Annotated in this window: 20 protein-coding genes, 1 tRNA gene and 2 pseudogenes; 14 read left to right on the forward strand and 9 right to left on the reverse strand. The window is 56.9% G+C overall.

Going from position 1 to position 20,781, the window contains the following annotated elements; translation table 11 throughout:
• Positions 1 to 112 precede the first annotated feature (112 nt).
• Positions 113 to 241 (forward strand): annotated as a pseudogene (locus tag AC2FNB_RS03325) (IS6 family transposase); the annotation flags it as partial.
• Between the two features lie 177 nt (positions 242 to 418).
• A complete protein-coding gene (locus AC2FNB_RS03330) occupies positions 419 to 1,606 on the forward strand; it encodes an MFS transporter (RefSeq protein WP_496744459.1) in 1,188 nt (395 codons plus the stop codon).
• A gap of 84 nt (positions 1,607 to 1,690) precedes the next feature.
• Here the strand turns inward: AC2FNB_RS03330 and AC2FNB_RS03335 are convergent, their stop codons facing one another.
• A complete protein-coding gene (locus AC2FNB_RS03335) occupies positions 1,691 to 2,377 on the reverse strand; it encodes a Crp/Fnr family transcriptional regulator (protein ID WP_496744461.1) in 687 nt (228 codons plus the stop codon).
• A gap of 360 nt (positions 2,378 to 2,737) precedes the next feature.
• Between AC2FNB_RS03335 and AC2FNB_RS03340 the strand changes: the two genes are divergently transcribed.
• The 11 genes and pseudogenes from AC2FNB_RS03340 to AC2FNB_RS03390 all read left to right on the forward strand — a co-directional run.
• Complete coding sequence (locus AC2FNB_RS03340; protein ID WP_496744463.1) at positions 2,738 to 4,657, forward strand: DUF3604 domain-containing protein; 1,920 nt, start codon at positions 2,738 to 2,740, stop codon at positions 4,655 to 4,657.
• A gap of 14 nt (positions 4,658 to 4,671) precedes the next feature.
• Positions 4,672 to 6,543: a DUF3604 domain-containing protein gene (locus tag AC2FNB_RS03345; protein ID WP_496744465.1), complete on the forward strand. Its 1,872-nt coding sequence runs from the start codon at positions 4,672 to 4,674 to the stop codon at positions 6,541 to 6,543.
• Between the two features lie 137 nt (positions 6,544 to 6,680).
• On the forward strand, positions 6,681 to 7,622 hold the full coding sequence (locus AC2FNB_RS03350) for a SphA family protein (protein WP_496744467.1): 942 nt from the start codon (positions 6,681 to 6,683) through the stop codon (positions 7,620 to 7,622).
• Positions 7,623 to 7,786: 164 nt separating this feature from the next.
• The gene (locus tag AC2FNB_RS03355) at positions 7,787 to 8,446 is read left to right on the forward strand and encodes a hypothetical protein (protein ID WP_496744469.1); all 660 of its coding nucleotides are present in this window, start codon (positions 7,787 to 7,789) and stop codon (positions 8,444 to 8,446) included.
• Between the two features lie 4 nt (positions 8,447 to 8,450).
• Positions 8,451 to 9,380, forward strand: a complete 930-nt coding sequence (locus AC2FNB_RS03360) for a peptidyl-prolyl cis-trans isomerase (protein ID WP_480752172.1) — start codon at positions 8,451 to 8,453, stop codon at positions 9,378 to 9,380.
• Complete coding sequence (locus AC2FNB_RS03365) at positions 9,377 to 10,387, forward strand: HupE/UreJ family protein (protein WP_496744471.1); 1,011 nt, start codon at positions 9,377 to 9,379, stop codon at positions 10,385 to 10,387. The genes AC2FNB_RS03360 and AC2FNB_RS03365 overlap by 4 nt, the downstream gene beginning before the upstream one ends.
• Before the next feature lie 28 nt (positions 10,388 to 10,415).
• Positions 10,416 to 10,601 carry a hypothetical protein gene (locus tag AC2FNB_RS03370; protein ID WP_496744472.1) on the forward strand — a complete coding sequence of 62 codons (186 nt, stop codon included), beginning with the start codon at positions 10,416 to 10,418 and terminating at the stop codon, positions 10,599 to 10,601.
• A gap of 188 nt (positions 10,602 to 10,789) precedes the next feature.
• On the forward strand, positions 10,790 to 11,635 hold the full coding sequence (gene ypfJ / locus AC2FNB_RS03375) for a KPN_02809 family neutral zinc metallopeptidase (protein ID WP_496744474.1): 846 nt from the start codon (positions 10,790 to 10,792) through the stop codon (positions 11,633 to 11,635).
• A gap of 24 nt (positions 11,636 to 11,659) precedes the next feature.
• Positions 11,660 to 12,769, forward strand: a complete 1,110-nt coding sequence (locus AC2FNB_RS03380) for an autotransporter domain-containing protein (protein WP_496744475.1) — start codon at positions 11,660 to 11,662, stop codon at positions 12,767 to 12,769.
• Positions 12,770 to 12,939: 170 nt separating this feature from the next.
• The gene (locus tag AC2FNB_RS03385; protein WP_496744477.1) at positions 12,940 to 13,176 is read left to right on the forward strand and encodes a hypothetical protein; all 237 of its coding nucleotides are present in this window, start codon (positions 12,940 to 12,942) and stop codon (positions 13,174 to 13,176) included.
• A 69-nt stretch (positions 13,177 to 13,245) separates the two neighbouring features.
• Positions 13,246 to 13,626: pseudogene (locus AC2FNB_RS03390) on the forward strand (tyrosine-type recombinase/integrase); the annotation flags it as partial.
• A 67-nt stretch (positions 13,627 to 13,693) separates the two neighbouring features.
• Here AC2FNB_RS03390 and AC2FNB_RS03395 read toward each other — a convergent pair.
• Complete coding sequence (locus AC2FNB_RS03395; protein ID WP_496744556.1) at positions 13,694 to 14,080, reverse strand: DUF2569 family protein; 387 nt, start codon at positions 14,078 to 14,080, stop codon at positions 13,694 to 13,696.
• Between the two features lie 426 nt (positions 14,081 to 14,506).
• Between AC2FNB_RS03395 and AC2FNB_RS03400 the strand changes: the two genes are divergently transcribed.
• Positions 14,507 to 14,902: a recombinase family protein gene (locus tag AC2FNB_RS03400; RefSeq protein WP_496744479.1), complete on the forward strand. Its 396-nt coding sequence runs from the start codon at positions 14,507 to 14,509 to the stop codon at positions 14,900 to 14,902.
• An 18-nt stretch (positions 14,903 to 14,920) separates the two neighbouring features.
• Here the strand turns inward: AC2FNB_RS03400 and AC2FNB_RS03405 are convergent, their stop codons facing one another.
• The 7 genes from AC2FNB_RS03405 to AC2FNB_RS03435 form a co-directional block, all read right to left on the reverse strand.
• Positions 14,921 to 15,166: a hypothetical protein gene (locus tag AC2FNB_RS03405; protein WP_496744480.1), complete on the reverse strand. Its 246-nt coding sequence runs from the start codon at positions 15,164 to 15,166 to the stop codon at positions 14,921 to 14,923.
• A 35-nt stretch (positions 15,167 to 15,201) separates the two neighbouring features.
• Complete coding sequence (locus tag AC2FNB_RS03410; protein ID WP_480748752.1) at positions 15,202 to 15,411, reverse strand: MerR family transcriptional regulator; 210 nt, start codon at positions 15,409 to 15,411, stop codon at positions 15,202 to 15,204.
• A gap of 138 nt (positions 15,412 to 15,549) precedes the next feature.
• Complete coding sequence (locus tag AC2FNB_RS03415; protein ID WP_496744482.1) at positions 15,550 to 16,479, reverse strand: hypothetical protein; 930 nt, start codon at positions 16,477 to 16,479, stop codon at positions 15,550 to 15,552.
• Between the two features lie 7 nt (positions 16,480 to 16,486).
• Positions 16,487 to 17,671 carry a tyrosine-type recombinase/integrase gene (locus AC2FNB_RS03420; RefSeq protein WP_496744484.1) on the reverse strand — a complete coding sequence of 395 codons (1,185 nt, stop codon included), beginning with the start codon at positions 17,669 to 17,671 and terminating at the stop codon, positions 16,487 to 16,489.
• A gap of 148 nt (positions 17,672 to 17,819) precedes the next feature.
• Positions 17,820 to 17,896 (reverse strand) — tRNA-Arg (locus AC2FNB_RS03425).
• A gap of 63 nt (positions 17,897 to 17,959) precedes the next feature.
• Complete coding sequence (locus AC2FNB_RS03430) at positions 17,960 to 19,345, reverse strand: sensor histidine kinase (protein WP_496744485.1); 1,386 nt, start codon at positions 19,343 to 19,345, stop codon at positions 17,960 to 17,962.
• Positions 19,346 to 19,360: 15 nt separating this feature from the next.
• The gene (locus AC2FNB_RS03435) at positions 19,361 to 20,779 is read right to left on the reverse strand and encodes a dihydrolipoyl dehydrogenase family protein (protein WP_496744487.1); all 1,419 of its coding nucleotides are present in this window, start codon (positions 20,777 to 20,779) and stop codon (positions 19,361 to 19,363) included.
• Positions 20,780 to 20,781: the final 2 nt, after the last annotated feature.

Raw genomic sequence — 20,781 nt, forward strand, 5'->3', positions numbered from 1 at the left:
CGGGCGAGTGGTTCTTCCGTTTCGACATCTCTGATCTCCTTTTCGTCGAAGATCAGCAGACAACAAATCGTAGCTTACGTCAGTGTCCGAAATTCAGGGGGTAGCTCATGGCGGGTTTAAATCGTTCAGATCCGCTTCGGCTACTCTGGACGGTATTGAGGTTGCGAACATGATCCGAAAGCAGCAGTTCCTCAGCACTACGACATCTGGCTTTCGGAAATTTGCCGAGATCGCAGGATAGGTGTATCCAGTAAGTCGCTACTTTGGCCATTCTAAAAGTTTGCGACACTTCCACACATCCTGCTAATTCCGAAAGCGTCAATGGTCGAAAGTTTGCAACGGAACCCTCTCAACAAACTAAGAACTTGATCTTGCTTCAATCGATCCTAATGCTCGACAACATCTTAGTAACTTCAGATTGGCAATTGAAAGCTACCTATTGATCCTGATTAAGCGACTTGCAATTGTATCTGGTGTCTATGTCTATGCTGCGTCGAACGCACTGCTTTCCGGTGGCCTTGGTCCGGTGAGCCGGGACTATGGCATCACTGAATTTCAAGTCGGTATAATCCTAAGTCTCGGCGCGTTGGCTGTTGTACCCACAGCGCCCCTATGGGGCGTTTTGTCAGAGCGCGTGGGCCGCCGCTTCCTGGTTTTGACCGCTATTCCATTTATTTTGCTCAGTCCGTTGATAATGGCGCTGGTGTTTTCAAACATGTTGGTTCTGGCCACCAGCGCAACGGTCTATACGCTTGCAGTTGCCCGCACCGTAAAGGGTGTGTTCGGTGGGGCGCTCATTCCGTCGACGCTGGCGCTCATTGCCGACACTACAGACAGCAAGACGCGCGTCTCAGGCATGGGTCTTATGGGGGCTTCCGTCAGTTTGGGCGCACTCTCAGGGTCAATGCTGCTCTGGTTGACCGCCGAGCGGGGCATTGCTGTCGGCTTTTTTGCGCTTCTTCTGGCAGGCTTGTTTGCGTTTTTTCTGTCTTTGAAATTTCTTCCGACCTCGCAATTACATATCCCTCCAAGGACGAAAAAACCCATTCGATTGTCTCGTTTCTGGAAGTTCTTTGCGATCACGATGGCAGGCTTTGCTGGCTACACCATGGTTGTTCCTATCATCGGGTTGAAACTAATGGATGACCTGCTGGTGAACAGTACCGAGGCAATGAAATCCACAGGTTATGTTCTCGCAGGTGCAACTCTTTCGTTGACGATATCACAAGTATTTGTGGCAACACGAAAGGGATGGGATGCGCTTAGGTTGCTGCGGTCCGGCAGTATTGGCGCTTTGACCGGAATAGGGGTCATGATTCTGGCCGATGATGTGTTTGTTCTGGCGATTGGCATGATCGCCGTTGGTGCTTCTCTGGGGACAGTCGCTCCTGGCGCGATGGGTGCGCTCAGTCTATCAGCCGACAAAACGGATCAAGGTCGAGTGGCGGGCTTTAATACGGCTTTTCGCGGAATAGGAATTGCGGCCGGGCCGGTTCTAGGCACTGCACTTTACAGTTTCGGTACAGACGCTCCACTTTGGGGCGCATTGGCGCTTGTGTTTTTTGTTGCGGTGTTGAGTTTGTCTTGCCAGAAACCCGATATTTGAGCCGCACAGCCGGAAAGAACCTTCCATTCTTTGAAAAAACTCTACCCGCGTTCACGCGGACCGCTCGCATCTCGTGAACACAGTTCACAGCAAGGCCAACAGCCCCTTGGGATTCGTTATGGTTACGCAGGCGCGTCCGAGCCTAAGCAGTTTTTTGCGTTCCAGTTCCGCAAGGCGAGAAGAAACAACACCGCGCGATAGGTTGGCCATGGTAGCGATTTCTCGGTGTGTGGCATCGACGATCGCTGGAACAGGAGGGTTGGGTTCATACAGCCCGGCCAACCTGGCCAAGACGGCAATAAGGCGTTCATGGCTTCCACGGCGCATGAGATCATGGGCAAAACCGATTGCCCTGTGATGGTTTTGGATCTGGTTCAACAACAGTCGACGCCAAATATCCGGGTAAGTCTCGGCAAAACTCACAAACTCGTTGCTTTTGACAACCAAAATGGTCGAAGGGCGCGTAGCATACGCGCCGATATTACGTCTTTTTATTCCGGCCAGCCGTGCTGCTCCAATCCACACCCCAGGGTGCATCAGAAAGCTTTTTTCGATCACGTTTTCGGTTCCTGCCGACTCGATAGCAATCGAACCCGAGGCCAGCCCGAAGAGGTCTCTGGCAGGATCGTCGATGGAATAAAGCGGCTGCCCGGGGCCAAGCGTAACATGATGAGTAATGCTCAGGAACGCGCCCATCATTTCATCCGACAAGGTTGAAACCCAACCATGCTGCGAAAGATATTTTTTTGCGTCAGCGCTTGAGATGTGCATTCAATTCTGCCTTCTGTCCGAATTCGGACAAATAGATTTATTCTAATGGCTACAGTCAAGGGGCGAATCTGACATTTCAGACATAGGTTTGCGATTCTTTAGGGTGAATGATGTCTTCATTGGAACGGTTTTTTTCTTTCGGCTGGTTCAGGCGGCCTCCTGTGTTTTGGCAGTTTCACCGGGGCATTCAATGCCTCCAGTCCGGCTTGGGTCTGCGAAAATCTGCTGCCGCTCATGGTTCCAGACTGGCAGGCTGCGGGGGACTGACCCGAGTTGATTGGGGCGTTCTGACTGGCCCGGAATCGAAAGTGTGCCGATCCATCACCCATAGCTATTTGCCCACATAGTAAGGAACACCCGATGCAAAAAATTATTCCTTCTCTCGCTGCGACACTTTTTGCGATGGGCGTTTTTGCACAAGAAGCTCCGCCCGAAGCGTCCGATAGTGTTTTGAAGGGGCGCCCCTATTCCCCCTATGCCGACCGCGCGTTTCCGACGCGACCATTGTTCGGCGACACGCATGTCCACACCGCGTTGTCGGCTGATGCGGGAGGCGGTGGAACAACACTTTTGCCACGCGATAGCTATCGACTGGCCCGTGGTGAGCAGGTGATTTCGAACACCGGTCAACCTGTCAAACTCTCTCGTCCCCTGGATTTCTACATGGTCACGGATCATTCTGATGGGATGGGCGCCATTACTGACATTTTGTCCGGTGCGCCCAACATCATGGCCGATGAGCAAGGGCGGCAATTTCATGAAGCCTTTGCCAAAGGCGGACAAGCGGCCCGCATGGCGGCTCAGGAACTCACAAAACAGTTTGCACAAGGCACAATTTCGTCCGAACTCAACTACCAGCCCGGCAATCCGGCTTACAAGCGGGTCTGGGATGATATCATTGCCGCAGCGGAAGAGTTCAACGACCCCGGTGTCTTTACCACCTTCATCGCGTTTGAATGGACCTCATTGGTCTCGGGCAACAATCTGCACCGCAACGTCATTTTTCGAGACGGGCCCGAACGCGCAGGTCAGATTGTACCTTACACCACAACACCGCCAATGGGGTCGAACAATCCGCGTGACCTCTGGGCTTGGCTCGAGAACTACGAAACGGTCACGGGTGGCGATGTCACCGCAATTCCGCATAACGGCAACCTTTCCAGCGGCATGATGTTCCCGCTGGTCGATGATTTTGCCGATGGTGCACCACTCGATCCGGCATATGCGGAAGCACGCCAAAAGTGGGAACGGCTTTATGAATGGACTCAGTTCAAAGGGGATGGCGAAGCGCATCCCATGCTATCGCCCGAGGACGAGTTTGCCGACTTCGAGACATGGGATTATGGCAATCTCGACGCGACGGTTCGAAAAACGCCCGAGATGCTGCCGGGTGAATATGCAAGGTCTGGTTTGTTGCGTGGGCTGGAACTGGGCGCTGTACTTGGGTCCAACCCCTACAAGTTTGGTGCCGACGGCGCGACGGATACGCATACCGGCCTGACCACGGCGCAGGAAAACAACTTTTATGGAAAATTTACCGCCTATGAACCCAACGGTGAACGGGCGGCGCATGTCGGAAGGACATATCCGAACGGCGATGTTGCGTACGACTCGTCCATCTATTCAGCCGCGGGTTTGACCGCTGTCTGGGCCACGGAAAACACTCGTGGTGCGATCTTTGATGCCATGGAGCGGCGCGAAACCTACGCGACGACCGGATCGCGCCTATCCGTAAGGTTCTTTGGTGGCGATTATGAAGCCGACGCGATGAACCGTCGTGATCTGGCTCAGGTCGGCTACTATGGCGGGGTCCCCATGGGTGGTGATCTTGCCGCGCCTGCGGACGGCGAAGCGCCTGACTTCCTCGTCTATTCTCTGCGTGATCCGTCGGGTGCAAATCTTGACCGAGTGCAGATCATCAAGGGTTGGATCGATGCTGAATCCGGCGAGGCCATGGAAAAGGTCTATGATGTTGCGTGGGGGGGTGACCGGTCTCCGGATGAGAACGGAAAACTGCCGCCGGTTGGCAATACCGTCGACCTGTCGGTTCCGTCCTGGACAAACACCATCGGTGCGCCCGAGCTTGGTGCCGTCTGGACCGACCCGGATTTCGACCCGGCAGAACCCGCATTCTATTATGCCCGGGTCATCGAAATCCCCACCCCACGCTGGACGGCTTATGACGCCGCAAAGTTCGGCGTTCAAATGGCGACTGGTGTTCCGATGATCACGCAGGACCGCGCCTACACCTCACCCATTTGGTACACGCCCAAGAATTAAGGAGTTCGTTTGCAATGAAAAAGCTCATTCCGATTGCCGTTTCTGCGATTGCTCTGGCAGGGGCGATCCACGCCCAGGACGCGCCGGCCGTTGCTCCTATAGGCGACTACTCGCCCTATCCGTCACAGGACTTTCCCAATCAGGTCTTCTTCGGCGACACTCATCTGCACACGACCTATTCGGCCGATGCGGGTCTGATCGGCAACACGCTCGGACCCGACGAGGCCTATCGCTTCGCCAAGGGTGAGACAGTCACGTCCTCGACCGGCCTGCCCGCGCGCCTTGCGCGGCCGCTGGATTTTCTCGTCGTTGCCGATCATGCCGAGAACCTTGGAACTGCACCTCTTTTGGCGTCTCGCGACCCGCGACTGCTTGAAACGGAGTATGGCCAATCGCTGCTCGCGGCGGTCGATGCGGGCGATCTCCCGCGCGCGTGGGAAATCTTCTCGCTGACCAAGGCCTCGGGCGAGGATCCGCTGGCAGATGTGCCCGGCCTCTATGACAGCGTCTGGCAGGAGATCACGGCGGCGGCTGAGCGCCACAACCAACCCGGCGCCTTCACCGCCTTCATCGGGTTTGAATGGACGTCTACCTTCGACCGATCCAACCTGCACCGCAACGTCATCTATCGGGGCGGCAAGGAAAACGCTGATACCCGGCTGCCGTTTTCGGCCTATGACAGCGTCGATCCTGAAGACCTTTGGGATTGGATGGCAGCATACGAGGCCGATACCGACGACCGGCTGCTCGCGATCCCCCACAACGGCAACCTGTCAAACGGGTTGATGTTCGACACCGTGAAGCTCGGAACCGATGAGCCTCTCGATGCCGATTACGCGGAGCGCCGTGCAAGGTGGGAGCCGCTCTACGAGGTGACGCAGATGAAGGGCGACGGCGAGGCGCATCCGATGCTGTCGCCGGACGATCAATTCGCCGATTTCGAGACATGGGACAAGGGGCAACTGGGCCCAAATCCCAAGACGCCCGAAATGATCCCGAATGAGTACGCACGCGAGGCGTTGAAGCAGGGGCTGGCCTATCGCACTGAGCTTGGCGTCAACCCGTTCAAGTTCGGCATGATCGGTTCGACCGACAGTCACACCTCGCTGACGAGCGCGCAGGAGGACAACATGTTCGGCAAGGTCGTGGCCCTCGAACCCACCGCCGACCCGATCCGCTTCGAAGAGGTCGTGGGCGGCATCGGCGGCGACGAGAGCGTCGCGCAATATGCATGGGAGACCTCCGCCTCTGGTCTAGCTGGGGTCTGGGCGCGAGAGAACACCCGCGAAGCGATCTGGGACGCAATGATGCGCAAGGAGGTCTACGCGACCACCGGAACGCGCATCCGGGTGCGCGTCTTTGCCGGGTACGACTTTCAGGAATCTGACCTTCCTCGGTCAGACTTCGCCGCGTACGGCTACTTAAATGGTGTTCCGATGGGTGGTGAATTGGCAAGTGGGGACGGTCGTGCGCCGCGAATGCTCATCCGCGCTTTGCGAGATCCGGATGGTGCCAATCTGGACCGCATTCAGGTCATCAAAGGCTGGCTGAATGCGGATGGGACAACAAGCGAAAAGGTGTTCGATGTCGCCTGTAGTGGCCGCGACCTCGTTGATGAGATGTGCGATGGCGACGTCGGCAATACAGTGGACGTGGACGCCGCAACCTACACAAACGACATTGGACAACCCATTCTCGCAGCCTTTTGGGAAGACCCGGATTTCGATCCGGCGCAATCGGCCTTTTACTATTTGCGCGTTCTGGAAATTCCGACCCCGCGCTGGACCACATATGACCGCAAGTTTTTTGGTGTCGATTTGCCCGAAGGCGCACCGCTGACTATTCAGGATCGGGCATATACGTCGCCCATTTGGTACACGCCCTGATCCCAAACCCAAAATGCGTTCCCAAAAAGAAGGAACGGCGCAAAGTCTGCATAACTCTGCAAGAACGAGGTGACAAAATGAGAAACGAAAAGTGCGGCCTGCGCCCCGGGCTTTGCGCCGCAGCTCTGGCGACGACGATGATCCTGCCGGTCAATCCCGCCGGTGCGGTTGAGGGTGGAATCGGGGCTTATTTCCTTGGCACGCGAGATACGTTTGCCGGGTTTGTTCCTGAGCCTGGGACCTATGTAAGTCTTAGCTTTGACCATCTTGAGGGAAGTGTTGAGGGCATTTCAGTTGGCGGCCTGCCCATTGCTGCTGACGCGGATCTTGAGCTCAATCTGTGGCGGCTGAGCGCCACTCAGGTCTTTGATGCGCAGGTTTTTGGCGGAACACCCGCAGTAAACCTGACCGTCCCTTTTCCGTTCGCTGATCTGACCTTCACTGCGATTAGACCGCCCCTGCAGGGGGCAAGCATCGACGACAGTGTGTCCGGCTTCGGAGATCTGACATTGACCGGGATGGTCGGTTGGCACAGAGGCAACCTCCACTATAGCACGGGAATGTCAGTCTATGCACCGACAGGAAATTATGACACGGCATCAATCAACTTTCAGGAGCGGACAATTGATGCTCTGTCTGTCGGTAAAAACGTCTGGTCCTTCCAACCCTATTTCGCCGCGACCTGGTTCGTCCCGGAGCGCGGGTTCGAGGCTTCTGGCGCGATCAGCTTCCTGCTCAGCGAAAAGAACAGTGCAACCGATTATCAGACCGCACCGGCCCTACAGCTGGAAGGGGCGGTAGTACAACGCTTCCGTTCCGGGTGGGGCGTAGGGCTTGCCGGATACACCTATCAGCAACTGGATGACGACAGCGGACGCGGCGCCGAGTTTACCAAAATAGCACTCGGGGCCAGTAGCCTGCGCGCACGGGTTAGTGGTATCGGCCCACTGGTAACGTTCCAAGGCGGCACGTTGCTGGGTGCCGAGGCGTCGCTAAAGCTGAAGTACACGCATGAATTCGCAGCCAAGAGTAGATTGGAGAGTAATGTTTTGTCTGCTGTGGTTTCGTTGTCTTTCTGAACGGTTCCAATGGAAGGCAGATTGCGATGATGCGTAATGTGAACGGATTCAGAGGCATTTTGCGGGCGGCTGCTCTTGCCATGTTGCCAAGTGCGTCTGTTGTTCATGCGCAGGAAAACTCGGAGTCTTTGCAAAGTGCGGCCAATGATCCAACAGCATCGATCATGTCTCTTCAGCTGCAGGGCTTTCATTCGTATGACCTGCACAATTCCCCTGAGGACAGCAGCCTGTTGCAGTTTCGTGCTGCAATTCCGTTTTCGCTTGGGCAAACCAATCATATTGCCCGGATAACAATCCCCTACATTATCGATAGCGCAAACGGACAGTCCGGTATCAGCGACACGACCCTGTTTGACCTTATGACTTTTGATCGGCGTTGGGGCCGTTTCGGCGTGGGCGCGGTGGCTCTGTTCCCGACTGGTGAAGATGGTTTGAGTGCTGAAAAATGGGCTCTGGGACCAGCGGCCGGTTTTGCAAAACAAGAGAAATGGGGGCTTTGGGGACTATTCAACCAGAACCTGTTCACCGTTGCCGGAGATAACGACCGGCCAGATGTCAACCTGTCGACGTTGCAACCCGTGTTCAACTACAACCTCGGCAATGGCTGGTCCGTCGGTACATCCGAGATGGTGTTTGTCTACGATTGGGAGGCCGGTGATTTCAGCAGCCTGCCGCTGGGGGTCAAGGTATCCAGGCTGGTTCGCGGCGATGGCCTGCCCTGGCAATGGACGCTTTCTTACGAACATAACTTTGACGACGACGCGATTTCGGCGGCCGACACGGTGAGCTTTACGTTGAAACTCTTGGTGCCCAAGGGCCGCTGAAGAAATGGACAATGATCTGATGAATGTAAGTTGGCGAACGACACATCCTCCACACATGGTAGAGCCACAGGCGCATCGCCAAAGCCTGTTCCGGCGAATTGCCACGGAACCATTTGTTCATTTTGCGCTTCTCAGCCTTGCAATCTTTGGCTGGTTCAAACTTGCACAACCGGGCGACTGGTCTACGGATCCGGATCCACGGGTCATCATCATCGATAAGCGTCAGATCGATGTCCTGGCTGGTCAGTTTGAAGACACCTGGCGGCGCCCTCCGACGGCGGAAGAGCTGGCCAATCTGAAAGAGGATTGGCTGAACCGCGAAGTGCTGGTGCGCGAGGCTCTGGCGTTGGGTTTGGATGGCAATGATGAGATCATCCGCAACAGGTTGGTGCAGAAGATGAACTTCCTTCTGACATCCGAGGCGGGCGCGGCCCGCCCGGAGGATGAGGTGCTGCAGACCTACCTGTCGGACAATGCCGAGGCGTTCACGACCCCCGCACGGATTGCGGTCAGCCTTGTGTATCTGGGACAAAACCCAAACGACACGTTTGTCGACCAGACGCGTACGCGTTTGGCGGCAGGGGAAGATCACCGCCAGTTGGGTCAGGCGTCACTGCTTCCGACAGGGTTTGATCTGAGCGCCCGCACCTCAGTTGATGGCAACTTTGGAACGGGTTTCTTTGATCAGCTGCAGCCCTTGCCGCTGGGTGAATGGAGCGGACCTGTTCAATCGTCCTTCGGTCTTCACATGGTTCGGCTGGACAACATATGGGATGCCGTCTTGCCGCCATTTGGCGCGATCCGTGATCGTGTTCTAGCGGATTGGCGCGAGAAGCAGGCCGAGCGCGCGACGGAGGTGTTCATAGAAAATCTGCGATCCACCTATGTGATTGAGGACCTTGGGGCAACGGGCACGCCCGCGGGTGAGCCATGAGGCATCTTCTGCCCTTGATCGCGCTGCTGGTGGGGCTTTTGGTGCCCGCCTTTAGCCATGCCCACGCGCTGGAGCCGGGGTATCTTGAGGTCTCGCAGGAGACCGACAGCGACTGGCACGTCTTTTGGCGCAAGCCGGATGTTCGCGGGGCGCCGATGGATATCGACGTTGCGCTTCCGGATGTCTGTACCGCGCCAACTTTTGAGGCGCCAGTTTTTGACGGTCGCGCCTGGACGCAAGTCTGGCGCATGACCTGTACCGAAGACCTGCGTGGCAACACGATACGGATCAACAAGCTTGAGGCGCAAAGAACAGACGTCCTGCTGCGGGTGGGATATCTGGACACGGTAAACATGGCGACCTTCCGCCTGACCCCCGACGCACCTGCTGTGACGCTGCCCGCGCAACAGGGGCTTATCCAGACGCTTTGGCAATATGGCGTGTTGGGCTTTGAACATATCCTCGAAGGCTGGGATCACCTGCTTTTTGTCTTCGCCTTGCTGGTTCTTATTCGCAACCTGCGCCAGCTCATCTGGGCGGTGACCGCTTTCACCGTCGCGCATTCGATCACGCTGGGGCTGGCCACTTTCGGCGTGCTGAACGTACCCGGCCCGCCGGTCGAGGCGGTGATTGCCCTGTCGATTGTCTTTCTGGCGACTGAGATGCTGCGCTCTGACGACAAATCCAAGACGCTGGCCAACCGTTTCCCCTGGGTGATTTCCTTTGGGTTCGGCCTGCTGCACGGTCTGGGCTTTGCCGGAGCGCTGGCCGAGATTGGCCTGCCCGAGCAAGACATCCCGGCGGCCTTGCTGGCGTTCAATCTTGGGGTCGAGGCCGGGCAGCTCGCCTTCATCTTTGCAGTGCTGGGCGTGTTCGTGACGGTCAGGAAGGTGGCGCAAGCGGTTTGGGGCTGGTCTTTGGCGCAATGCCCGTCACGCCAAATCCTTGGATATCCCATCGGATGCATCGCTGCGTTTTGGCTGGCCGAACGGCTGGCCGGATTTTGAACAAAAGAAGGAAGGAGAAGGGACAAAGATGAAAATACTTGGAAGGGTTATGCTGGTCGTCACTATCGCGCTTGCCGGCTGCGATATGGTCGATCCGGATTGCACGCCGGAAAAAGCCGCGAAGCGTCAGGTCCAGCAGGCGACGATCGGCGTCAGCACCAACCGATGCACACCGGCTGAGACTGCACGCGATACCGCAGGTGTCGACGGATAAGGAATTCGAGCGCTCCAAAGCACTGGATGAATCGTGAGTGGTGAAGAAGTGACGCCCGGTATTGTCCTACAGAATCCGTAGTCACTGTGCCAGGTTTTGGATGTTCGGATCGGTTCCCCGCTTGAACCTCGTAAAGCGGGGAACCGTCAGATTTTAGTCTTGAAACACCCGGATGGGCCGGAGGCGACATGCGCTGGAAAGGGCGACGGACAAGCAAAAACATCGACGACCGGCGCCATGGGTCCAGTGGTATGTCTCGTGCCGGAATGGGCGGTGCCGGATTGATTGTGGTCCTCGTGATCGGCCTGCTTTTTGGTGTTGATATCACGCCGTTTCTGAGTGGCGGAGGTCAGGTTGCTCCTCCGCAAGCGAACGCGCCGGTGCAGATTGACGATGAAACCGAAGAGTTTGTGGCCGTCGTCCTTGCAGATACCGAAGCGATCTGGGGCGAGATATTCAGAGACTCGGGTATTCAATACACGCCTCCGGTACTGGTCCTGTTTGCAGGCAGAACTCAGTCGGCGTGTGGGCGCGCGATGTCCGCGACCGGTCCATTCTATTGCCCGGTCGATCAGCGCGTCTATCTCGATACGTCTTTCTTTAGGGTGATGGAGCAACGCCTGGGCGCGCGAGGTGATTTTGCCAAAGCCTATGTCATCGCCCATGAGGTGGCCCATCACGTTCAACACAGCCTGGGGATTCTGGACCAGGTGAACCGAGCCAAACAACGGTCAAGTCAGGCCGACGCGAATGCCCTTTCGGTTCGCGTGGAACTTCAGGCGGACTGCTACTCGGGAGTTTGGGCGCGGGCTATGGATCAACGCTTTGGGGTGCTGGAACCCGGTGACATCGAAGAAGCGCTCAAAACGGCCGCTGCCATCGGGGATGACGCACTGCAACGCGCTCAACAAGGCGTTGTGGTCCCAGACAGCTTTACCCACGGCACCAGTGAACAGAGACAAAACTGGTTTAACCGGGGCTACAAATCCGGAAACCCCAACAGCTGCGACACCTTCGCCGCAAGACAGCTCTGAATTTCAAGGAAAACCAATGAAACCATGCTGATAGCAGCTGTCTGTACGACCATGACGCCTGCATTGGGATCAATTGCAGCGCTCTCCATTTCCGGCGCGCTGGGATCCGAGGTCGCAGCCCAACAATGCGGCTCGTCCGGCGATCTGATCTATATCGGACGGACGCGTGGCGAGGCATCCTCGGTGTGGTTGTCCACAACCGCACGGGGCGATTTTCGTCTGGAAGAGGCGCACGGAAACACGACCGTCGACACCTGGAGCCAAAGCCGCAGCGGGCCTCATCTGTCCTTTTCACCGTTTGTCTCAAACGGGTCAGGCGGCGTGCATCGGCTGTTTGAAGTCGGTGCCGCTCCAAACGGACGTGATTGCCTGGTTGATACGCGAAACCAAAGAAGGAACTGGTCGCTTCCGGGCCGGCCGCCCGGCGGCGGTGGGGGAAATCCTGGTGGCCCCGGTGGCGGACCAGGTGGTGGCGGAAGCCCAGGTGGACCTGGCGGTGGAGGCGGTAACCCCGGAGGAGGGGGTGGCAATCCCGGCGGTGGTGGAACTGGCGGAAGGCCCGGCGGCAGTGTACCAGGAGGTGGATTTGTGGGTGTCTTGCCTACGGCGGGCAGCACACGTTTTGAACGCTCTGCTGAAGCCAGGGAACAAAGACCGTGCACGACAGATCCCAATGGCAAACTGGACCCGGCCCTATGTGATCCGCTTGTGACGCCGCCCCTGACCGAAGGGCGCGATTTTGCACCGCCCACCCCGTGGAACGTCTGGACAAATTTCACTTTTACGCAAGTCGAAGACACCCGCGGCGTTCGGAACTTAGATGTGAACGATCGCTATTTCGCGGTGAGCATCGATCGCCTTGTGACGCCTACTCTTGTTCTGGGCGTTCAGGCAGAGTTCGACAATACGGATTCCAGCGCCTATGGCGGCTTGTTCGAACAAGACACAAATGGCTGGGCACTAGGACCCTATTTTGCCTGGAGGATGGCCGAGAACTGGACCCTGAACGGCCTTGCAACCGTTGGGCAATTGTCTTCGGATGTCTCACTTCTGGGGCTGACCGGTGATTTTGATCGGACGCGCTGGCGGCCAATCTACAGGTTACCGGCGAATATGAGGCCGGAAATTTCCTGATCCGGCCTTCCCTTGCCTTTGACTACTATCGCTACGAAGGCAAAGATTTTGACCTTTCCGGGACATATCTTGGCATTCGGCGCGATATCATTGTTGAACTGGACAGCGCGCAATACAGCACTCTGACACCTGAGGTCGAACTCAGCCGCCCGTTCTTGACGCAGAATGGCGTGGTCGCACCGTTTGCCACCCTCGGGGCAACCTATTGGATCGACAACGACCAACTGGGGTTGGTAGCACCATCGGTGGGGCAGGATCAGGACGATCTGCTCTTGTCGACTCGTTTGGGCGTGCGCGCGCGAATGGGCGAGGCAGTGTTTGCAGAAGCGTCCTTTGGCTATCTCAGCCTGTTTGAAGATAATCTGGATGCAACAGACGCATCCGTGTTCCTATCGGTGAGTTTCTGAACTCTGAAGTGCAAAGGACATGAAGCGTAGACCTATCCTGATCATAATCGCGATCCTGACGATCCTCGGATTTCTTGCGCCCGTACCGGGGTCACGCCCTCGGTCTACAACGCGCGCATCACCGCGCTGCGTTTCTTTTTCTCGATGACCTGCGGGCGCGAGGAGATGAAGCGATACATGCAGTTCCGCACGCAGCCGCGCAAACTGCCCGCGGTGCTCAGCGCCGAGGAAGTTTCTGAGCTTCTGGCGGTCGCACCCGGGCCAGGGCTTAAATATCGTGCCGCGCTCAGCATTTCCTACGGTGCAGGTTTGAGAGCTTCCGAGGTTTGCAATCTTACGACCAGCGATATCGATAGCGACCGGATGCTCATCCATGTCGTGCAGGGCAAGGGGCGGAAAGATCGCAATGTCATGCTGTCGCCCGATCTGCTCGATCTTCTACGAGACTACCCGTAGCGACTGCTTACGACTTGTCGTCCTGTGTATTCAATCAGGTGGTCGGCCGGGGAGTCTGAACTTAACGTACGAATGTTGCCTGAACACGCTTGGATACCTTGAAGTACGGAACCCAAATTAGTGCGGCCAGCACTTCCCGAAACAGTTGCGTCTGGTATGTCTCTCTGGCTAGGTTTGGGGAGAGATGGCCAAACTGATGCCAAAGAAATACGGTTATCACAGGTGCAGAAGCGTAGAGAAAGATCATGAGCTGCGGAGCCGTACTTTTACGGCGGAAAAAATGGTATGATGAATAGACCAGCACACCTAGCCACAACACATTCAATACCAGTTCTGTATAGAACCATCCCGGGAATCGAAGGTCGGCGCGTCCAACATCCATCAGCCCGACAATGAGCGCAATCGGCATTATGACGAGCGAAATAGCCAGTCCGATTGCAGGCAGGATTTACCAGCCGCCAATTTTATCATAGTCTGGTGCATTTCTTGCGTTAGAAGGGTTTGTGTCGGTGGACGAACCGGGGTTGAAATAGTCATCTTCAGCTTTATGCTTGTATCCCATGGGGTTCCTCTATCAATCGTTCGGGCGCCGAAATTTTCGAACATCATCTCGGCTTCGCAATCGTGCAATCAATTTTGCCTGAAATCAGCCTAACACAAATCCTAAAGCATTTCGGGGAAAACCTGAATCGGGGGATTCCCATGTAGGTCAGTTTGTGATTCATCCTGTTTGGGAGGATGGATTATGTCAGCACCTTTGCCACCAGCGCTTTGTGCGCGGTTTCAGCGATACATTGAAGAAGGACTAAGCGGGCGGGCGGCGGCGTTGCGTCTGAAGGTGTCACCCGCCACGGTCGCGCGGTAGGCACATCAAGTGCGGACAAAGGGCCATGCGGAACCTGCGCCCCAGGGGCCGCCGCGCGGCAAGGGAAAACTGGCGCCGCATCGCGCGTTCCTGGAAGAGCTGATCGCACAAGACCCCGACATCACACTCTTCGAGCTGCGCGATGCGCTGGCCGAGGCGAAGCGCGCAGGGGCCGTGCTGCTCATTGCTAAGCTGGATCGTCTTGCCCGCAATGTCGCATTCATTGCGAACCTTCTGGAAAGCGGCGTCGAGGTCACGGCGGCGGATATGCCAGAGGCGAACCGTTTTGTGCTGCACATCTTGGCCGCAGTCGCAGAACAAGAGGGCCGCGCAATCTCAGAGCGCACCAAGGCCGCTCTAGCGGCGGCAAAGGCTCGCGGGGTTACTGGGCTGGTCAATCCCTGAACGGGCATCTGAGCAGCGTTAGGCAGCACGCAAGGGCGCGGCGGTGAACAAAGCGCGTGCGCTGGCCCATGCAGAGAACGTATTGCCGGTGTGCCCGACCGTGAGTCTTCGTGTATCTTCATCGAAGTCTAACTTGATGTCTGGTGCCCGAACGCTTGATCTCTTTCGTTCCCTCAGGTCAGAAATCGCATCGACTTCTGCCTCGGTAAGTTCGGAGTTCTTTGTCTGAAGATCGTTTCCTTTGTCTTTCTGTGTCTTGCTCATGTCCGCCTCTCCGCGCTTGGAGTTGGGGTTTTTCATTATGCAGCCTCGTTGTTGGGGTCGGTGCGCCGGGTCGCCAGCCAGTCGTTCAGATCAGCGCCATGATAGGCGATCCGCCGACCGATGCGGATAAAGGCCGGACCACACATGCGGTGGCGCCATTGAGCCAGCTTCTCGCGGTTTCCCAGCAATTGCATTTCAGGATCTTCTGGGAAATAGACCCGGTCGTCATTGAAGACGTTTGCCATCGTTGAAATCCTCTTGGATCAGTTGCGATGGCTCCCGATTATGGGCAGCTTTGCCGAAGTGTCACCAGACTTTTACCGGCGCTTAAGCGTCTTCCTGAAGCGAGAAAACGCTTAGGCGTTTTTTCTAAAAACGGCTTCCTACCTTGATTTGAAGGGTTCTTCTGAACGTAACGCCGTTCCATAGTCTGCATGAGTTTTTTGCGACTTTGGGAAGCCCTTGTGTTTTGCAACTGACTTTTCCAAGGCTTGCTCGACAATTCGTTCTTCACTGATCAAGCCGACCGCGCCTGAAAGCTGCTCAATTTGTTGCATCAGAATCTCAAGGTTTGCCAACCTTCGAGTGCTAGAAGCCTTTCCGCCACTCGAACCAGCCTGATCGTATTGTTGATTCCTATTCACAATTTGGGCTTCAAATTGGAACTTCCATCTATAATGCTCAACCAGACGCCCCAGTTTCACAGCATCCGCAATGTACCTTTTTATCCAAAAATTGCGCATCTTTCCATTGAGCGGATTTTCGGGAGAACAATCATCTTCGCTTGAAGTCTCGATTTGCTTGATGGCATAAGAAATCTTCCTTGAGAGAGCCAGAGCATGACGTTCAAACCAGCGTTTCGTGTATGGGTATTGTGCGCTCTCGATCCATTGTTCAAAGCTTGGTCTATCTTCAAACGAGGAATTGAAGGCATCTTCGTTCTGAAAATGGCCGAAATAGCGTTCTGTATATTCCGAATTTACTTCTTTTCGCTTTTTCTCGAAGTACGCTTGGATTTTCATAAAATTGAATCCGAAAGGTATCGACCAAAACGTCTCCGAAGACCAATTTGTTTCCTTGAAGAAGCCGGAGTCGTCCATGTTCTCGGATTGCGTGACCGATCGGACGCTTTGATCGTCAAAATAACTCCGGCTCGAAACATAGACGACGTCTTGAGACAAAGGATTTGTGTGAAAAAGGTCTCCCATTTCGACTTTCTCTAGTTTCAAACCAAAGAGGTAGTCGTCCTTGAAACCATCTTCTAAGGCTTCCTCGAGCTCTGTCATTTCTTGCTGGGATAACTTTTCGCTCATATATGATTTATCCACTCAAATTGAGGCCGCGAACATGACGTGACCATAATTGGGTCAACTCTCGCCGCCTTTCCAACATATCCGACCGTGCATACGCCCGCTCCACATCGGACCCAACCTGATGGGCCAAAGCCGCCTCCGCCAGTTCACGTGGCGCGTTTGCAGCCTCCGCCGCCCAGTCCCGAAACGAACTGCGGAAGCCATGCACGGTGACGCCATCCTGCCGCATCCGGCGCAGCAGCATCAGCATGGACATGTTCGACAAGGGCTGATGCCGCTTTTGCCCCTCGAACACATAGTCAGAGGCCAAAGCGCGCAGCGGCTCCAGAATGGCCAGCATTTCTTCGGTTAGAGGGACGCGATGGACCTGCCCGCCTTTCATGCGCTCCGCAGGTATGGTCCACAGGCGCGCATCGACATCGACCTCGGGCCATTTCATCTCCAGCACCTCAGATGTCCGGGAGGCAGTCAGAATGGTGAACTGCAGCGCCTTGGCAGCCATGGCTGAACGCGTCTGCAACTCGGCATAGAACGCGGGCACCTCCTGCCATGGCATCGCGTCATGGTGCTGGACCTTGGCTTTGACGGTGGGCAGCACCTTGCCTTCGCGGATCGCGGTCACTGGGTTCTCGCCCGAGCGGAAGCCCTTGGACTTTGCCACGTCGAGTACCGTCTTGATCCGCTGTGACAGTCGCTTTGCGGTTTCGTGTTTCTCGGTCCAGATGGGGGACAGGCACATCAGCACTTCGGGCTGATCGATGCTGTCCACGGGCATACGGCCGATCTTTGGGAACGCGTAGTCGCGCAAAGTGTTGAGCCACTGCTGCCCATGCTTGGCATTCTTCCACGTCGGTAGGCGGTCAATGTGAACCTGGCGGCTGAGTTCTTCAAAGGTCGGGATTTCTCGCTGGGCATTGAAACGCGGGTTCAACCCGGACTTTGCCATTCGTCGATACTCAAGAGCTCTTTCGCGGGCTTGGTTCAGAGTGACAACATCAGCGCCACCCAACCCAAAATCCGTGCGCAGCGGAGCGCCCTTGCGGTTCTTCTGCCCCTTGACCGTTACGCGTACGATCCAGCGCCGTGCACCCGATGGATCGACAACGAGATACAGACCAGAGCCGTCACCATGCCGACCCGGGCCGAGATTCTCTATCAGCTTCTTTGTCAGCTTTCCGCTGAGCGCAGACATGAAAATACCACAAAATATACCACTCAATGAAAGTATACGGATATGATCAGATAAAATCCAACGAAACCCACCAACGTGGCTACAGTCATAAAACACAGAGGTTTAAGAAACCTAGTGTGTCTCATCGGAATTTTGGAAAATTACCAAGTGGCGGACCGAGGAGGATTCGAACCCCCGACCCCTTGATTCGTAGTCAAGTACTCTATCCAGCTGAGCTATCGGTCCACTTGGTGAGGGGCTGTTTAGACGCAGCATCGGGGGGGCGCAAGCCGATTCTGCAAAAAACTTTCAAAAAACCCGATCGCCTCTGGGAAGCCTTATTTCAAAGGTCGTTCCCTCCGTTCCGGTCTCTTTCAGCACCAGCTCGCCGCCATGGCCCCGCACGATTTCGGAAGAAATCGCAAGGCCCAGCCCGGTGCCGCCCTTGCGCACGCCGCCCTGAAACGGCGTGAACAGATTCTCCCGCGCCTTGGGCGGCAGGCCGGGGCCGGTGTCGCGCACCTCGATGCACCAGTCCGTTTCATGCTCGCAGGCGGCGATGGTGATGATGCCCGGTTTTTTCGCCGCCTCCAGTGCCTGACGCGCGTTGCGCACAAGGTTCATGATCACGCGGAACATCTGCTCGGGATCGGCGCGGATCACCAGATCGGCGGGCATCTCGTTGACGATCTCGATACAGCCCTCCTCGACCGCCAGCCGCTCGCTGGCGGTGACATCCTCGGCCACGTCGTGAATGCGCACCATGGTCAGGGCGGGCGCCGGTTCTTCCGCCCGGCCAAAGGCCAGCGTGCCCTCGCACAGGGACACCGCCCGGGTGATCGAGTTCACCAGCTTGGGCGCCATGCGCCGCACCAACGGGTCTTCGCTGGCCTCGATCCGGTCGGTGAACAACTGCGCCGAGGTCAGGATATTGCGCAGGTCATGACTGACCTTGGCGACAGCCCCGCCCAACTGCGCCAGCCGCTCACGCTGCTTCAGGGCCTGCGTGATCTGGGTCTGCAGCATCTGCAGCGCTTCTTCGGCTTCGCGCAGTTCGGTCACGCCCGCGTGGGGCTGGATGATGCCACGCACGTCCTCTGGCGCGCGGGCATAGCGCTGCATGTATCCGACAACCCCCTTGATCGGGCGCACGATAAAGGCGCGCACAGCCAGGAACAGGAAAAACGCGGTGATGATCGAAATGACCAGTGACAACCAGAAAATGCGTACGCCGTAATCGATCATCGCCATGCGCAGCGGCTCGGTCTCCATGGTGACTTCGATCAGCAATCCCGCGCCGCGCACTGGTTCGCCGATGACACGGATGATCTCGTTTTCCGGCTGGATCAGGCGGGCCATGGCGTCGCGGATCAAAACCCAGGCCGAAGCCGCCCGCAAATCATAGGTATCCGTGATCTCGCTCGGGATCGGCGATGACAGCATCAGTTGCCGCACCTCGTCGCGCCGAAGAACCACGTTGAAAACGCCGGCATTGACCAGCAGTTCCGCCTCAAGCTCTTCGGCCAGCATGTCATCGGCCAGCAGCGCCAGCGAGGCGATTTGCGCGCGCTCCAGCCGGGTGAGCAGGAAATCCTCGCGGAAGCGCGCAATCGACGGGACAAAGATCAGAACTTCGGCCAACATGACGAAGACCGTGGTCAGGATCAGAAACCGGCCGGACAGCGAGTTCAGCATACGCTCCTTTTCCGGTCAGGGCACCCAGCGCTGGACCAGCCCGACCAACCGTTTAACCGTTTGATTCTCAAACAGCCTTGGCGAGAAATAAGCCCCCGCCACCCGTTTGTTAAGCTCTCCGATTGTCGGATAGGGCGAAACCATCGCGGCAACCTGGCTCATTTTCAGGTTATTAGCCAGCGCCAGTGACCACAAGTTAATCAATTCACCGGCCTGGTGTCCGACGATTGTAGCCCCTACAGGACGACCGCCGACAACCATCACCTTGATGAAACCCGTCGTTTTTCGCTCCGCCACCGCCCGGTCATTGTGGCGATAATCAAAGCGGACAACCTCAAGCTTTTCGCCATGAATATCCTTGCCTTGCGTCTCTGTCGGCCCGATCTGCGCCAATTCCGGCTCAGTATACGTCACCCAGGGAATATGGGCCGTCTTCGCCTTGGACGGCAGGCCGAACAGGGCCGAGCGGATGATCACCCCCGCATGATAACCGGCCACATGGGTGAATTGCAGCCCGCCCGCCACATCGCCAATGGCATAGACCCGGCGGTTCGTCGTGCGCAACCCGGCGTCCACTTTGATCCCCGCCCCCTCTGTTTCGATCCCGGCGGCCTCCAGATTCAGCTGCGCGATATTCGCCTTGCGCCCCACCGCCAGCAACAGGTGGGTGCCGCGATGGATCTCCCCCTCCTGCGTGACGACCTCGACCGCGCCCGCCGCGCCCCGGACCTGTGCGACGATGGCCTGTTCGACAATTTCGACCCCCTCGCCCCGCAGCGCCTCCAGCACCACGGCGGCGGCCTCGGGATCATCCTTGCCCAGCGCCCTCAGCCCCTCGATCACCGTCACCTTGCAACCCAGCCGGACATGCGCCTGCGCCATTTCCATGCCGATGGGACCGCCGCCGATGATCAACAGATGGTCGGGTTTCTCGCGCAACTCGAATATGGTCTCGTTGGTATCGTAAGGAACAGCGTCCAGTCCCGGTATCGGCGGCACCAGCGGCGACGACCCCGTCGCGATCACCACCCGCCGGGCCGCGATCACATGGCTGCCCGCCTGCACCTCGGTCCGAGAGATGAACTTCCCGTATTCCCGGATCACCCGAACACCGAATCCCTCGAACCGCTCCTGGCTGTCCATCGGTTCGATTTGCGCAATGACGTCGCGGACGTGATCCTTGGCTGCGGCATAGTCCACCTGTGGCGCCACATCCGCGACCCCAAAGGTCAAGGCATGCGACTGCGCATGGGCGGCCTTGCCGCTGGCAATCAGCGCCTTCGAGGGCACGCAGCCGAAATTCAGGCAATCGCCGCCCATCCGGTGCCCTTCCAGCAGCACCACATCGGCCCCCATCTGCGCCGCGCCTGCCGCCACCGACAACCCGCCCGACCCTGCGCCAATGACCAGCAAGTCGGTCTTGATCCTGTTCATGC

It is taken from the genome of Ruegeria sp. BHSB058, from assembly GCF_059613285.1.

Coding starts and splice junctions, on each gene's coding strand:
- AC2FNB_RS03430 (WP_496744485.1), bottom strand. CDS start 19,345: ATGCTGAACTCGCTGTCCGGCCGGTTTCTGATCCTGACCACGGTCTTC.
- AC2FNB_RS03365 (WP_496744471.1), top strand. CDS start 9,377: ATGAGGCATCTTCTGCCCTTGATCGCGCTGCTGGTGGGGCTTTTGGTG.
- AC2FNB_RS03380 (WP_496744475.1), top strand. CDS start 11,660: ATGCTGATAGCAGCTGTCTGTACGACCATGACGCCTGCATTGGGATCA.
- AC2FNB_RS03350 (WP_496744467.1), top strand. CDS start 6,681: ATGATCCTGCCGGTCAATCCCGCCGGTGCGGTTGAGGGTGGAATCGGG.
- AC2FNB_RS03405 (WP_496744480.1), bottom strand. CDS start 15,166: ATGAGCAAGACACAGAAAGACAAAGGAAACGATCTTCAGACAAAGAAC.
- AC2FNB_RS03345 (WP_496744465.1), top strand. CDS start 4,672: ATGAAAAAGCTCATTCCGATTGCCGTTTCTGCGATTGCTCTGGCAGGG.
- AC2FNB_RS03360 (WP_480752172.1), top strand. CDS start 8,451: ATGGACAATGATCTGATGAATGTAAGTTGGCGAACGACACATCCTCCA.
- AC2FNB_RS03370 (WP_496744472.1), top strand. CDS start 10,416: ATGAAAATACTTGGAAGGGTTATGCTGGTCGTCACTATCGCGCTTGCC.
- AC2FNB_RS03410 (WP_480748752.1), bottom strand. CDS start 15,411: ATGGCAAACGTCTTCAATGACGACCGGGTCTATTTCCCAGAAGATCCT.
- AC2FNB_RS03435 (WP_496744487.1), bottom strand. CDS start 20,779: ATGAACAGGATCAAGACCGACTTGCTGGTCATTGGCGCAGGGTCGGGC.
- AC2FNB_RS03340 (WP_496744463.1), top strand. CDS start 2,738: ATGCAAAAAATTATTCCTTCTCTCGCTGCGACACTTTTTGCGATGGGC.
- AC2FNB_RS03355 (WP_496744469.1), top strand. CDS start 7,787: ATGTCTCTTCAGCTGCAGGGCTTTCATTCGTATGACCTGCACAATTCC.
- ypfJ (WP_496744474.1), top strand. CDS start 10,790: ATGCGCTGGAAAGGGCGACGGACAAGCAAAAACATCGACGACCGGCGC.
- AC2FNB_RS03420 (WP_496744484.1), bottom strand. CDS start 17,671: ATGTCTGCGCTCAGCGGAAAGCTGACAAAGAAGCTGATAGAGAATCTC.
- AC2FNB_RS03415 (WP_496744482.1), bottom strand. CDS start 16,479: ATGAGCGAAAAGTTATCCCAGCAAGAAATGACAGAGCTCGAGGAAGCC.
- AC2FNB_RS03335 (WP_496744461.1), bottom strand. CDS start 2,377: ATGCACATCTCAAGCGCTGACGCAAAAAAATATCTTTCGCAGCATGGT.